The sequence below is a fragment of the Streptomyces sp. NPDC006643 genome, from assembly GCF_042870175.1.
In the GTDB taxonomy this organism is placed as follows: Bacteria; Actinomycetota; Actinomycetes; order Streptomycetales; family Streptomycetaceae; genus Streptomyces.
In genome coordinates this window covers 188106-202591 of record NZ_JBIAHA010000003.1, presented here as the reverse complement: position 1 = coordinate 202591, position 14486 = coordinate 188106, and the positions used below count along the sequence as shown (strand labels likewise).

The window sequence follows — 14486 nt, the reverse complement described above, 5'->3', positions numbered from 1 at the left end:
TCCGGACCTGGACCGTCGACCGGGCCCTGCCCCGCCTGCGCACTCGCTCCTCCTCCTGGGCCTATTCCAGGGCGCCGCCGACCCGGTCCTGGTCCGGGGGCGCGGACGCGGGCGCGGGGAGCCGCAGCCGGAGGGTGAGCAGCGCGGCGCAGGCGGCGAAGAAGGCGCCGACGAGGAGGGCGGCCTGGAAGCCCGCGGTCTCGTCGGCGGCGCCGGTCGCGCCGAGCGCGTCGGTACGGGCGGTGGCGACCGCGACGAGTACGGCCAGGCCGAGTACGGAGCCGAACTGCTGGCTGGTGTTGATGAGTCCGGAGGCCAGTCCGGTCTCGCCCGGCGCCGCGTCGGCGGTCGCGGCGACGTTGGTGGTGACCATGACGAGCGGCAGGGCGGCGCCCAGCACGAGGCTCGGCGCGAGGACGGCGGAGAGGAACGTGCCGTCGGCGGCGAGCGCGAGTCCCAGCCAGAGCATGCCGGCGAAGAGCAGCGTGAAGCCGAGGGTCATCGTGGCCCGCAGACCGAGGCGGCGGATGAGGCGGCCGGTCTGCGGGGCGGTGGCGACGACGACGAGGGACAGGGGGAGCAGGCCGAGCCCGCCGTAGAGGGGGGTCTGGTCGAGGACGCTCTGAAGGTAGAGGCTGACCAGGAAGAACATCGGGAAGAGCGTCATCTGGGCCAGCGCGCTGAGGCAGTTGGCGAGCCGCAGGGTGGGACGCCGCAGGACGGCGGGCGGCACGAGGGGGTGGGCGATTCGTTTCTCCAGAACGGCGAACGCCGCGAGAAGTGCGAGCCCGACGGCGAAGACGCCCAGCGTCCGCGCGCTGGTCCAGCCCGCCTCACCGGCGCCGACCAGGCCGTACGCGATGAGCCCGAGGCCGGCGGTCGCGGTGAGGGCGCCGCCGATGTCGAAGCCGCGTTCGTCGCTGCGGGTGTTGCCGTCGAGGAGCCGCGTCGCGAGAAGGGCGAGGAGGAGCGCGCCGAGGACGTTGAGCCAAAAGGTGGAGCGCCAGCCGAGGAGATCGGTGAGTACGCCTCCGAGTACGGTGCCCAGGACCCCGCCGAGACCGCCCATCGCGGCGAACGCGCCGAGGGCCTTGTGGCGGTCGGGGCCGTCGGGGAAGAGGTTCAGGAGCAGGGCGAACGCGGCGGCGGCGGCGAGCGCGGCGCCGACGCCCTGGACGGCGCGGGCCCCGACGAGCACCCCCACGGACCCGGCGGCCCCGCCGACGGCGGAGGCCACGCCGAGCACCCCGAGCCCCGCGAGGAACACCCGCCGGTGCCCGAGCAGATCGGCGGCGCGCCCACCGAGGAGCAGCAGCCCGCCGAAGGTGATGAGAAAGGCGTTGGCGACCCACGACAGCCCGGCGGACCCGGACCCGAGATCCTTCCCGACGGACGGCAGGGCGACGTTGATGATCGCGGTGTCCATGATGAGCAGCAACTGCGTGGACGCGAGCAGCGCGAGTGCCGCCTTGGCACTCCGCCGCCGCGATCCCGGCGCCCCGGGGCAGGGGGCGCGAAACCCCGGGGCGCCGGGAGCTGATGGGCCCCCCGAACGGGGCGCGGCACGGCGCCCCTGATCCTCAACGGCCATACCGAGGCCGGCCTCTCCGCTTGTACGACCAAAACGACCACGACCACCCGCCGCCGTATCGGCCGGGCCGCCGCCGGGGCCGGACGACACGGCCGAGCCCTCGCTCGACGGCGAACCGCCAACGGTGGACGGGCCGGCCGACCCGATGTCGGCGCCGTCGCCGGAGCCGGACGGCACGGCCGCATTCCCGACGGACGACGAACCGTTGAGACCCGCGTCGCCGACCGCCCGACCAGCAGCACCATCGGAGTTGGGCGCCTGGGGCCCTCCGGCCGCGCCGGAGCCAGGCGACAACACCGGACCGCCGCTCGACGGCGAACCGTCAGGGCCGGGCGCGTGAGGCCCCCCGGCCGTACCGGAGCCCGGCGACACCGCCGAGCCGCCGCTCGACGGCGAACCGCCAAGGCCGGACAGTCCGACCGGCCCGACGCCCTCGGCCGCCCGGCCGGTACGACGGGCGTCGACCGGCAGGCCGGCGGCACCGTCGGGGTCCGCCGGCTCGGACCGGCCCGCCGGGTCTCCCGTCGGCGAGGAGCCGTTGAGGTCCGCGTGGGACGAGCCGCCTCGGCCCGCGGGGCCGGCCGACCCGGCAGGACCGGCAGGTCCCGCCCCGGCCGACTCGTCCCGCTCGTCGCGTGCGTCGCGTTCGCCGTTCACCTGGGACCCGTTCCCTCGGGTTCACCGCCGAGCGCGTAGCCGTCGAGGCATGACTGGGCCAGTCGCTCGCAGGACGCCGTGTCGCCCTCCCATGCCTGCTGCATGAGGTAGACGTGCGGCGCGCCGTGGTAGAAGCGTTCGTACTGTTCGTGGCGGGAGGCGAATTCCGAACCCAGCGCGTCCCAGGCCAGTTTCAGCAGTTTGATCCGGTCCTCGGACGACTGGCCCGGCGTGCGCAGATAGCGGTTCACCAGTGGGCCCAGTTCCGGGTGGAGCAAGTCCTCGCCGGACGCGGGCAGTTGGATCACCCCGCCGCCCGCGAGGAGTTTGATCTCCTGGACGGCCCGCGGATACAGCTCGCCCGCCATGATGCGCTGCGCGAACGAGATGTCCTTGCCGGGCATCACCCCGCCGCGCCCGCCGTCGACCTCCTCGTAACTCGCCTCCGCCGCCAGCACGAACGCCTTCGCCTGCGCGACCTTCCCGAGCAGCCGGCCGATCGCCTGGGTGACCGGGGGCAGTTCGTAGGTGCCGTTGGACTTCGTCAGCAGGATCGCGATCCCCGCGAGGAATTCGAGCTTGGTCCAGAAGCGCGTCGCCGCCTGGTGCACGAAGTTCACGTACGCGGGGGTCCGCCACCACATGCCGAAGCTCGCGTCGACGTTCCGGTAGGTGAGCACGGACTCCCAGGGGACGAAGACGTCGTCGCAGACGAGCAGCGCGTCGTTCTCGTCGAAGCGTGCCGACAGCGGGTTGTCGAAGACGCTCCGCGCCCGGCCCTCGTACGAGACACGGGAGACGAAGCTGAGACCGGGGGTGTCGACGGGGATCGAGAAGCAGACCGCGCGCTCCACGTCCCTCGGCGCCAGGGGCTCGATCGTGCCGACGATGACCTCGTTGCCGAAGACCGCCGCCGTGCCGATCATCTTGGCGCCGCGTACGACGATCCCGCCGTCCTTCTCGGCGACGACCCGGACCACCGGGTCGTCGTCGGCCGTCCCGCCCGCCGCGTCGAACGGGGTGCGCGCGCCCTGCGGGTTGGTGATCGTGAAGGTCGGGTACAGGTCGCCCTCGGCGAGCCGCCGGTGGTACGCCAGTGCGTTCGCCGCGCCGTCGAAGCCGTCGGTGGTGAACACGCCTGGCGCCGCCGCGAATCCGGCCGCGCCGCCCGCCATGTAGTCCGGCGTACGCCCGAGGAAGCCGTAGCTCGCCTCGGCCCACACCTTGTACGCCTGCCGCCGCGCGACCAGGTCCTCGTATCCGCGCGGCACCGCGAACGCGCGGTGCGCGCCGTCCCGCGTCAGTACCGGAGTGTGGGCGGAGTCGTGGGCCAGGTCGTAGAGCCGGGCGATGGATCCGGCGGTGTTGCGGAACGCCGGATGCCGCGTGATGTCCTCGACCCGCTCGCCGTCCAGCCACACCGTGCGGCCGTCGCGGAGCGACTCCAGATACTCCTGACCCGATCTGGTCAACACTTCTCCTCATACGGACACGGACACGGGCACAAACACGGACATCGATACGGATAAAAACGATTCAAGCGGCACGCACAACACACCCGAAACTCCCGGCGCGCCCCACACACCCCCCACACCCCGCCCACCCGGCACACCGAGCACGCGCGGAACGCTGCTCCCACTGCCTGAGAGCCTTTCCTGGCGCAAGCGTCGTCAGCAATGAACGACCGTCCAGCGGTCCTTAATAACCGGCCAGACCGCGACATCGGCGGCCCCTACGCCGCGGGCACCGCACCGTTGCGATACTCCCCCGGCGTCTTCTCGAACCACTTGCGAAACGCAAGATGGAAACCGACCGCGCTGCGGTAGCCCACCCGCTGCGGCACCGCCGACTGCGGCAGCGACGTCTCGCCCAGCAGCCGTGCCGCCTCCTGCATCCGCCGGCCCGTCAGATGACGGGCCGGCGCCTCCCCGACGAGTTCGCGGAACGCCGCCGTGAAGGCCGACCTGGACATGCCGACCTCCCGCGCCAGGGACTCGATCGTCCACGGCTCGGCGAACCGCGTCGCGATGATCACCATCGCCCTGCTGATCCCCGGATGACTCAGCACCGGCAGCGACGCCGGGTTGTCCGCGATCTCGCGCAGCAGTGGCCGCAGCGCCAGGACCAGCGCCATCTCGAACGCGCGCAGTGTGATGAGGCGGTCGCCGGGGCCGACGGGGCGCTGCGTCGAGGCGAGCAGCCGCAGCGTGTCGCGGAGCAGTGGTTCGTTGTCCACCTGCGTGCGGTCGAGGACCAGTGCCCACGGCAGCGCCGTGTACAGACCGGTCGCGGCGCTCGCGTCGTAGTGCAGTCCGGCGCAGAGCAGCCGGCTCTCGGGCCCGCCGCCCTCGATCTTCAACTCGCCCGAGGTGCCTGGCAGTCGCTCGGGCAGGACGGCCGCCAGCCGCAGTCCGCCGGTGCGGTCGGGGCGGTCGGAGATGCGGTGCGCGGTGCCGGTGGGGAAGACCGCGAGATCGCCTTCGCGAAGTTCCACCGGTGTCTGGCCCTCGCCGGTGATCCAGCAGGCGCCCTCGACGATGTAGTGGAGGATCGCACAACTCTGCTCGGCGTCGCCCTCGATGGCCCACGGCGCGCTGACGTGCCACCGGCTGTCGAAGACCCCCGTGAGCCGGAGCGGCTTCAGCAGCTCGCTCAGGAGATCGTCACCTTCGCCCTGGATGGGCTCCATCGGTTCCATGGACGATCCTTCAACCCCCGCCCCGGTTTGTTAATTGATCGGCCGAAGCCGCCGCCGCCAGCCTTGTGAAAGAGCCGTCATCGAGCCGTCATCGACAGCAGACACACCTTATCGAAGGGCCTTCAGACACATGTCCGATCAGATTCCGATGCGCGTCGCCGTCGTGGGGGCGACCGGCTTCCAGGGCGGTGCCGTGGCCCGTCTGCTGGCCGAGCGCGGACAGCGGGTCCGTACGCTCACCCGCGCCGCCGAGGCGGACCGGCCGCCGCTCCCCGGCGCCTCGTTCGTGGGCGGTGACCTGGACGATCCGTCCGCCGTACGGCGGTTGATGGAGGGCGCGACGCACGCCGCGGTGGTGATGCCGCTGGTGTACGGGACGGAGCAGGTGCGGCGGTACGCCCGTAATGTCGCCGAGGCGGCGCGCGAGGCCGGCATCCGGCGGCTGGTCTACAACGCCAACACCCGGATCCCCGAACAGTCCACGAATGTGGCCGCCTTCGAGACGCGCCGGATCGCCGAGGAGGAACTGCGGGCGAGCGGTGTGCCGTTGGTGGTGCTGCGCCCGCCGGTCTACCTGGACAATCTGTTCAGTCCGTGGAACGGCCCCGCGCTGGTCAGCGAGGGCGTGCTGGCCTACCCGCTGCCCGGCGACAGCTCCGCCGCCTGGATCTCGCACCGGGACCTCGCGGAGGCGGTCTTCGCGGCGCTCACCGTCGACGGTGTGGAGGGCGAGACCTTCGACATCGGCGGCGCCGAGTCGCTGACCGGCGACGAGCTGGCTTCGGCGTTCGGCACGGGCCTCGGCCGCGAGGTGCGCTACCTGTCGCTGCCCCCGACGGTCTTCGAGCAGGCGCTGTCCCAGGTCGCGGGGGCGGAGGCGGCGGCCGGTGTCGCCGGTATCTACCACTACATGGCGACGGGCGACGACCCGCTGCTGATGGCGGGTGACGGCGGCCGGGCGGCGGACGCGCTCGCGGTGAAGCCCGCGCCGGTGGACGAGTGGGTGACGCGCCAGCCGTGGCAGGTCTGGTCGACGGACGCGAGCTGAGGCGCCCGCGCCCCACAGCCCGCCCCGTTCTCGCGGACGCCGCCCGTGCGGCCCGCGAGGACGGGGCGCCCGCGTTTCGCGCGCGATGCGGCCGATTCCGGCCACGGCGGCAGAGTTGCCCAGGACTTAACGAAGTGGCGGATTGTGCACCCGAAAATCGTGGGAAGGCTCATCCGGTACGTACGGCAAGCACGCTCGTTCCACCCCATTTCCACCGCTATTAGAGTGAAAGCGGACAGGAGCGGCCATGCCCGCAGCCCGCCAGTCACCATCAGAGCAGCTACAAATAACATCAAAGTCAGGCAAAACCCTCCCATCCGTTCGACCTGTCCCGCCTGCCCTGCCTGCCACGCCCGCTCAGCCCCCAGGTGATTTCATGATCGGTCGCATTCCCGTCCTGGACGTCCGCCCTCTCGTCAGCTGCGGCAAACGCCCCGCCAAGGCGGTGAGCGGAGAGACGTTCCAGGTCACCGCGACCGTCTTCCGTGAGGGCCACGACGCAGTCGGCGCCAATGTCGTCCTGCGGGGCCCGGACGGCCGCCCCGGCCCCTGGACCCCCATGCGCGAACTGGCCCCCGGCACCGACCGCTGGGGCGCCGACGTCACCCCCACCTCCGAGGGCCGCTGGACCTACAAGGTGGAGGCGTGGAGCGATCCGCTCGCCACCTGGCGCCATGCCGCCGAGATCAAGATCCCGGCCGGGATCGACACGGAGCTGGTCCTGGCCGAGGGCGCCGCGCTCTTTGAGCGGGCCGCGGCCGGTGTGCCCAAGCGCGAGGGCCGCGAGGCGGTCCTGGCCGCCGTGGACGCGCTGCGCGACGAGCGCCGCCCCGCCGCCGCCCGGCTCGCCGCCGCCCTCACCCCGGAGGCCGCCGACGCCCTGTCCCGCCACCCGCTGCGCGAGCTGGTCTCGGCGTCGAAGCCGGTCAAGCTGCTGGTGGAGCGCGAGCGGGCGCTGTTCGGCTCCTGGTACGAGCTGTTCCCACGCTCCGAGGGGGCGGTCGTCACTCCGGGGAAGCCGCCGGTCAGCGGCACGTTTCGGACCGCCGCCGAGCGGCTGCCGGCCGTCGCCGCGATGGGCTTCGACGTCGTCTATCTGCCGCCGATCCACCCCATCGGCACCGCGCACCGCAAGGGCCCCAACAACACCCTCACCCCCGGCCCGGACGATGTCGGCGTCCCGTGGGCGATCGGCTCGGCGGACGGCGGCCACGACGCGATCCACCCCGACCTCGGCACGATCGAGGACTTCGACGCCTTCGTGGCGAAGGCCGCGTCGCTGCGGATGGAGATCGCGCTGGACTTCGCCCTCCAGTGCTCGCCCGACCACCCCTGGGTGAAGGAGCACCCGGAGTGGTTCCACCACCGCGCGGACGGCACGATCGCGTACGCGGAGAATCCGCCCAAGAAGTACCAGGACATCTATCCGATCGCCTTCGACCGCGACATGGACGGACTGGTCGCCGAGACCCTGCGGGTGCTGCGGCACTGGATGGACCACGGCGTCCGGATCTTCCGCGTCGACAATCCGCACACCAAGCCGGTGGTCTTCTGGGAACGGGTGATCGCGGAGATCAACGCCGCCGATCCCGACGTGATCTTCCTGGCCGAGGCGTTCACCCGGCCGGCGATGATGCACACCCTGGGCGCGATCGGTTTCCAGCAGTCGTACACGTACTTCACCTGGCGCAACACCAAGCAGGAGCTGACGGAGTACCTCACCGAACTGTCGGGCGATTCCGCGTCGTACATGCGCCCGAACTTCTTCGTCAACACGCCCGACATCCTGCACGCCTATCTTCAGGACGGCGGGCGTCCGGCATTCGAGGTACGCGCGGTGCTCGCCGCGACGATGGTGCCGTCCTGGGGCGTCTACGCGGGGTATGAACTCATGGAGAACGCCCCGGTCAAACCCGGGAGCGAGGAATATCTGAATTCGGAGAAGTACGAGCTGCGCCCCCGGAACTGGGAATCGGCGGAGCGAGAGGGTCGCACCATCGCCCCGCTCATCACCGCGCTCAACCGGATCAGGCGCCGGCACCCGGCGTTGCGGCAGCTGCGCGACATCCACTTCCACCACGCCGACAACGACGCCGTCATCGCCTACAGCAAGCGCTCGGGCCCGGACGTCGTGCTGATCGTCGTGAACCTCGACCCGCACCACACCCAGGAGGCAACGGTCTCGTTGGACATGCCGCGGCTCGGCCTCGACTGGCACGAGACCGCCCCGGTGCGCGACGAGCTCACCGGCGAGATCTACCACTGGGGCAGGGCCAACTACGTGCGCCTGGAGCCGGGTGTGACACCCGCGCACATCGTCGTTCTGCGACCGTCCCCGCCGATCGGAGGGTCACCCACACAATGATCATCAATGAGCCCGTCCACGACATGTTCGAGGACACTCCCGCGAAGGACCGTGACCCCGACTGGTTCAAACGAGCCGTCTTCTACGAGGTCCTGGTGCGCTCGTTCCAGGACAGCAACGGCGACGGCGTCGGAGACCTGAAAGGCATCACCGCCAAACTGGACTATCTCCAGTGGCTCGGTGTCGACTGTCTCTGGCTGCCGCCGTTCTTCAAGTCCCCGCTGAGAGACGGCGGTTACGACGTCTCCGACTACACAGCGGTCCTGCCCGAATTCGGCGACCTCGCCGACTTCGTGGAGTTCGTCGACGCCGCCCACCAGCGCGGCATGCGCGTGATCATCGACTTCGTCATGAATCACACCAGCGACCAGCACAACTGGTTCCAGGAATCGCGCAAGGACCCCGACGGCCCGTACGGCGACTACTACGTCTGGGCCGACGACGACAAGCAGTTCCCGGAAGCGCGGATCATCTTCGTCGACACCGAGTCGTCCAACTGGACCTTCGACCCGGTCCGCAAGCAGTACTACTGGCACCGCTTCTTCTCGCACCAGCCGGACCTCAACTACGAGAACCCGGCCGTCCGCGACGAGATCATCTCGGCGCTGCGCTTCTGGCTGGACCTGGGCATCGACGGCTTCCGCCTCGACGCCGTGCCGTACCTCTACCAGGAGGAGGGCACCGACTGCGAGAACCTGCCCGCGACCCATGCCCTGCTGCGCGAGGTCCGCGAGATCGTCGACACGCACTACCCGGACACCGTGCTGCTCGCCGAGGCCAACCAGTGGCCGGAGGACGTCGTCGACTACTTCGGCGACTACGCCAAGGGCGGCGACGAGTGCCACATGGCGTTCCACTTCCCGGTGATGCCGCGGATCTTCATGGCCGTACGGCGCGAGTCGCGCTACCCGGTCTCGGAGATCCTGTCCAAGACCCCGGCGATCCCGACCGGCTGCCAGTGGGGCATCTTCCTGCGCAACCATGACGAGTTGACCCTCGAAATGGTCACCGACGAAGAACGCGACTACATGTACGCGGAGTACGCCAAGGATCCACGGATGCGCGCCAACATCGGCATCCGGCGCCGTCTCGCCTCACTGCTGGACAACGACCGCAACCAGATCGAGCTGTTCACCGCTCTGCTGCTGTCGCTGCCCGGCTCCCCGATCCTCTACTACGGGGACGAGATCGGGATGGGCGACAACATCTGGCTCGGCGACCGCGACGCCGTACGGACCCCGATGCAGTGGACCCCGGACCGTAACGCGGGCTTCTCGTCCTGCGATCCCGGCCGGCTCTACCTCCCGACGATCATGGACCCGGTCTACGGCTACCAGGTCACGAACGTCGAGGCATCGATGGCGTCGCCGTCGTCGCTGCTGCACTGGACCCGCCGCATGATCGAGATCCGTAAGCAGAACCCGGCCTTCGGGCTGGGCTCGTACACGGAACTGCCGTCGACGAACCCGGCGGTGCTCGCGTTCCTGCGCGAGGCGCCGTCGCAGGACGGCAACGGCGACGACCTGGTGCTCTGCGTGCACAACTTCTCACGCTTCGCGCAGCCCACCGAGCTGGATCTGCGGGCGTTCAGCGGGCGCCATCCGGTGGAGCTGATCGGCGGGGTGCGCTTCCCGGCGATCGGCGACTGGCCCTATCTGCTGACGCTGGCGGGCCACGGCTTCTACTGGTTCCGGCTCAGGCAGGACCCCGGACCCGCCTGACCTCGAACATCTGGTCCGAAGACGAACAACTGCGGGGCGGTCGGTTACCGCCGCCCCGCACGGGGCACCATCCCCGACATCGAGTGGTCTGTAGGAACGGGCTGGAAACGCCCGAACGGTCCGTACGGGCCATCCTCACCCGACACGTCCCGCACAGCCGGACTCCGTTGCCGCAATCCGGGACACTCTGCGCATCCTGTGGTGTGCCCGGGGAAAGGACGCGATGCCATGTCGAAGGCTGCATCCACCCGGAGCTCACCACGCCCCGGTGCGGCGCTCCCGCCCGCGACCGCAGCAAAGCTGGTCGCCTCACTCGCACCACTGCTCCACGAATGGCTGCCGCGCCAGCGCTGGTTCGCGGGCAAGGGCCGCCCCATCACGGGCTTCGCCGCCGTCACCGCCACCGAGCTGATGGCCCCCGCCGCCTCGGGCCCCGGGCCCGGCCTGCTCCATCTGCTGGTGCGCGTCGAGCAGCGCTCCACCCCCGACCTGGACGCGCCGCCCGTCCCGGTCCCGCCCACCGACGACTGCTACCAACTGCTCCTCGGCGTACGGTCCACCCTGCCGCCGCATCTCACCGCCGCGCGCATCGGCATCGTGGACTCCGGGCCGCTGACCGGCCAGGTCGTCTACGAGGCGCTGCACGACCCGCGCCTCGCCGACCTGCTGCTGGAGCGGCTGCGCTCCCCCGGCGCGCTGGGACCACTGCGCTTCGACCGGGCCGTCGAGATCCCGACGGGGCTCGTGCCGCGCCTGCTCGGCGCCGAACAGTCGAACTCCTCCGTCGTGTACGGCGAGGAGTACATCCTCAAGATCCTGCGCCGGGTCTTCCCCGGCGCCAACCCCGATCTGGAACTGCCGCTCGCCCTCGCGGGCCAGGGCTGCCGGCGGGTGCCGTCGCCGGTCGCCTGGTTCGAGGCGGTGGGCGCCGGGGGCGCGGGTGACGGGAGCGGGCAGGAGCCGCTGACGCTCGGGGTGCTCCAGCCGTATCTGAAGGACTCCGAGGACGGCTGGCAGCTCGCCCTGCGCACGCTGGCCGCCGGCGGCGACTTCACCGACGAGGCGCGTGCGCTGGGGCGGGCGACCGCCGAGGTGCATCTCGCGCTCGCCGCCGCGCTGCCGACCGTGTCCCTCGGACCCCGGCAGACGGCGCAGCTGGCCGAGACCATGTCGGGCCGGCTGGACGCCACCGCGCAGGCGGTGCCGGCGCTGCTGCCGTACGTCGGCGGGCTGCGGACCGCCTTCGACGCGCTCGCCCGGTCCGGCGGCGACGCGGGAGCGGGCGGCGGCCGGGTCACCCGGGCGCAGCGGGTGCACGGCGATCTGCATCTCGGGCAGACGCTGCGGACCCCGGACGGCGAATGGTCCCTGATCGACTTCGAGGGCGAACCGGCCAGACCCCTGACCGAACGGCGCCGCTCGCAGCCCGCCGTGCGCGACGTGGCGGGGATGCTCCGCTCGTTCGACTACGCGGCGCGCTTCCACGAGCCGTGGAGCCCCGAATGGGCGGAGCGCTGCCGGTCGGCGTACTGCGACGGGTACGCGGAGGGGACGGGCACCGATCCGCGCAAGAACGGCGCGCTGCTCCGGGCGTACGAGACGGACAAGGCGGTGTACGAGGTGCTGTACGAGGCCAGGAACCGTCCCGACTGGCTGCCCGTCCCGATGGCGGCGATCCAGCGCCTGGCCGGCCACCGCCCCTGACACCGACCGCGACGCCCGACACCAAGCCCGACACGAAGCCCGGTGGGCCGGTCCACCCGGCCCACCGGCCCCGAGACCCCCGTCGTCCCGCCGAGGAGGCAGCTCCCGTGACCGCCCGCCCGCCGTCCGATCATCCGTCAGAGCCGGGGCCGGGTCGCCCCGCCAGCGGCGTCCCGGCCCCCGCCGGTGAGGCCAGGCCCGCCGCGAAGGAAGGGAAGTCCGAGAAGGCCGCGCGAAGCGAGAAGTCCGGCAGGACCGGCAAGGCGGGCAAGGCGGAGAAGTCCGCGAAGGCTCCGAAGCCGCCGAAGGCGGACACCGCCCCGCCCCGGACGCCCGCGGCCGACCCGGCCGCCGCAGGGTCAGCCACCCCGGAGGCCGACGCCCCGGAGCCGGCCACCTCGAAGCCCGACGCCCCGGAGTCCGCCGCCGCGACGCCCCGTAAGGGATCCGGCGGCCATGTCGTACGGCCCGCGCCGGCGCTCGCCGAATCCGACCGGCACCGGCTGCTGCACGGCTCGCACCACGACCCGCACGGTGTGCTCGGCGCCCACCCCGGCAAGGGCGGCGTCGTCGTGCGCGCGCTGCGGCCGTACGCGAAGGCCGTGACGGTCGTCGGCGAGGGGCTGCGGGCCCGGTTGCACGACGACGGGGACGGCTTCTTCTCAGGCGTGCTGCCGTGGCGCCGGATTCCCGAGTACGCACTGCTGGTGCGCTACGGGGCGACGGCCGACGAGGTGGACGAGGTCGAGGTGCGGGACCCGTACCGGTTCCTGCCCACGCTCGGCGATCTCGATCTGCATCTCATCGCCGAGGGCCGGCACGAGGAGCTGTGGCAGGCGCTCGGCGCCCGCCCGATGGTCCACGAGGGGGTCACCGGCACCCGCTTCACCGTCTGGGCGCCGAACGCGCAGGGGGTGCGGGTCTGCGGTGACTTCAACTACTGGGACGGCACGGTCTATCCGATGCGCTCGCTCGGCTCGACCGGCGTGTGGGAGCTGTTCGTGCCGGGTGTCGGCGAGGGCGCGCTCTACAAGTTCGACATCACCCGGCCCGACGGGTCGCACACGCTGCGCGCCGACCCGATGGCCCGCCGTACCGAGGTGCCGCCGTCGACCGCGTCGATCGTCACCGAGGCGCACCACGTGTGGCACGACGAGGAGTGGATGGCGCACCGGGGCGACCTGCCGGTGCACGAGGCCCCGCTCTCCATCTACGAGGTCCATCTCGCCTCCTGGCGACCGGGTCTGACGTACCGTCAACTCGCCCTGCAACTCCCGGCGTACGTCAAGGATCTCGGTTTCACCCATGTCGAGCTGATGCCGGTCGCCGAGCATCCCTTCGGCGGTTCGTGGGGCTACCAGGTCACCGGTTTCTACGCGCCCACCTCCCGTATGGGCACGCCCGACGACTTCCGCTTCCTGGTGGACACGCTGCACCGCGCGGGCATCGGGGTGATCGTGGACTGGGTGCCCGCGCACTTCCCGAAGGACGAGTGGGCGCTGGCGCGGTTCGACGGCAGACCGCTGTACGAGCACGCGGACCCGCAGCGCGCCGAGCATCCCGACTGGGGCACGCTGGAGTTCGACTTCGGCCGTACCGAGGTGCGCAACTTCCTGGTCGCCAACGCCGTGTACTGGTGCCAGGAGTTCCATATCGACGGCCTGCGGGTCGACGCGGTCGCCTCGATGCTCTATCTCGACTACTCGCGCGAGGCCGGCGAGTGGACGCCGAACGAGCACGGCGGCCGGGAGAATCTGGACGCCGTCGCCTTCCTCCAGGAGATGAACGCGACCGTCTACCGCCGCTGCCCCGGCGTCGTCACGATCGCCGAGGAGTCCACGGCCTGGGACGGTGTCACGCGCGCCACGCACCATGTCGGGCCGGGCGGCTTCGGCGGTCTCGGCTTCGGTCTGAAGTGGAACATGGGCTGGATGCACGACTCCCTGGACTATGTCTCCAAGGAGCCGGTGCACCGCAAGTACCACCACGGCGAGATGACGTTCTCGATGGTGTACGCGTACAGCGAGAACTACGTCCTGCCGATCTCGCACGACGAAGTCGTGCACGGCAAGCGGTCGTTGGTCTCCAAGATGCCCGGCGACTGGTGGCAGCAGCGGGCCAACCACCGGGCGTATCTCGGCTACATGTGGGCACATCCGGGCAAGCAACTCCTCTTCATGGGGCAGGAGTTCGCCCAGGGCGCCGAGTGGTCGGAGAGCCATGGGCCGGACTGGTGGCTGCTGGACCCGAGTTACGAGGCGGAGGCCGACCACCGCGGCGTACGGGACCTGGTGCGCGATCTGAACGCGGTCTACGGCCGCACCCCGGCGCTCTGGCAGCGCGACACCGACCCCGGGGGCTTCGCCTGGGTGGAGGGCGACGCCGGGGAGGACAACGTGTTCGCGTTTCTGCGCTTCGACGCCGAGGGCGCCCCGCTGCTCGCGGTCGCCAACTTCTCGCCGGTGGTGCGGCACCAGTACCGCATCGGTGTGCCGGAGGGGATCTCGGGCTGGACGGAGGTCCTCAACACGGACGCGGGGCGTTACGGCGGCGGGGACGTGTTCAACATGGACACCCTCAAGCCGGAGGCGGTCCCGGCGCACGGCCGCCCGGCCAGCGTCCAGCTGACGCTGCCGCCGCTGGCGACGCTCTGGCTGAAGCCGGTCTGACGGCCGGGCCCGCCCCCTCCCCTACCCCCGGCC

At 71.3% G+C, this 14486-nt stretch carries 8 protein-coding genes; 5 read left to right on the top strand and 3 right to left on the bottom strand.

The genetic code is table 11. The features are described from left to right. Positions 1-61 precede the first annotated feature (61 nt). The 3 genes from ACFYNU_RS05885 to ACFYNU_RS05875 form a co-directional block, all read right to left on the bottom strand. Positions 62-1438 (bottom strand): MFS transporter, encoded by a 1377-nt coding sequence (locus tag ACFYNU_RS05885; protein WP_388765243.1) that lies wholly within the window; start codon positions 1436-1438, stop codon positions 62-64. A gap of 806 nt (positions 1439-2244) precedes the next feature. Beyond that, entirely contained in the window at positions 2245-3720 is a 1476-nt protein-coding gene (locus ACFYNU_RS05880; RefSeq protein WP_356588104.1) for a 4-hydroxyphenylacetate 3-hydroxylase N-terminal domain-containing protein, read from the bottom strand. A gap of 260 nt (positions 3721-3980) precedes the next feature. Next, entirely contained in the window at positions 3981-4946 is a 966-nt protein-coding gene (locus ACFYNU_RS05875) for an AraC family transcriptional regulator (protein ID WP_356588106.1), read from the bottom strand. A 130-nt stretch (positions 4947-5076) separates the two neighbouring features. On the opposite strand from ACFYNU_RS05875, the gene ACFYNU_RS05870 reads away from it, so the two are divergent. The 5 genes from ACFYNU_RS05870 to glgB all read left to right on the top strand — a co-directional run bounded on the left by ACFYNU_RS05870 (position 5077) and on the right by glgB (position 14453). After that, positions 5077-5994: an NmrA family NAD(P)-binding protein gene (locus tag ACFYNU_RS05870; RefSeq protein WP_356588108.1), complete on the top strand. Its 918-nt coding sequence runs from the start codon at positions 5077-5079 to the stop codon at positions 5992-5994. A 376-nt stretch (positions 5995-6370) separates the two neighbouring features. Further along, a complete protein-coding gene (locus ACFYNU_RS05865) occupies positions 6371-8359 on the top strand; it encodes an alpha-1,4-glucan--maltose-1-phosphate maltosyltransferase (RefSeq protein WP_356588110.1) in 1989 nt (662 codons plus the stop codon). Continuing rightward, positions 8356-10080 carry a maltose alpha-D-glucosyltransferase gene (gene treS / locus ACFYNU_RS05860; protein WP_356588112.1) on the top strand — a complete coding sequence of 575 codons (1725 nt, stop codon included), beginning with the start codon at positions 8356-8358 and terminating at the stop codon, positions 10078-10080. The genes ACFYNU_RS05865 and treS overlap by 4 nt, the downstream gene beginning before the upstream one ends. Before the next feature lie 228 nt (positions 10081-10308). Beyond that, positions 10309-11784: a maltokinase gene (locus ACFYNU_RS05855; protein WP_356588114.1), complete on the top strand. Its 1476-nt coding sequence runs from the start codon at positions 10309-10311 to the stop codon at positions 11782-11784. Positions 11785-11891: 107 nt separating this feature from the next. Next, entirely contained in the window at positions 11892-14453 is a 2562-nt protein-coding gene (glgB, locus tag ACFYNU_RS05850; protein WP_356588116.1) for a 1,4-alpha-glucan branching enzyme, read from the top strand. Positions 14454-14486: the final 33 nt, after the last annotated feature.

Coding starts and splice junctions, on each gene's coding strand:
- ACFYNU_RS05855 (WP_356588114.1), top strand. CDS start 10,309: ATGTCGAAGGCTGCATCCACCCGGAGCTCACCACGCCCCGGTGCGGCG.
- treS (WP_356588112.1), top strand. CDS start 8,356: ATGATCATCAATGAGCCCGTCCACGACATGTTCGAGGACACTCCCGCG.
- ACFYNU_RS05865 (WP_356588110.1), top strand. CDS start 6,371: ATGATCGGTCGCATTCCCGTCCTGGACGTCCGCCCTCTCGTCAGCTGC.
- ACFYNU_RS05870 (WP_356588108.1), top strand. CDS start 5,077: ATGTCCGATCAGATTCCGATGCGCGTCGCCGTCGTGGGGGCGACCGGC.
- ACFYNU_RS05875 (WP_356588106.1), bottom strand. CDS start 4,946: ATGGAACCGATGGAGCCCATCCAGGGCGAAGGTGACGATCTCCTGAGC.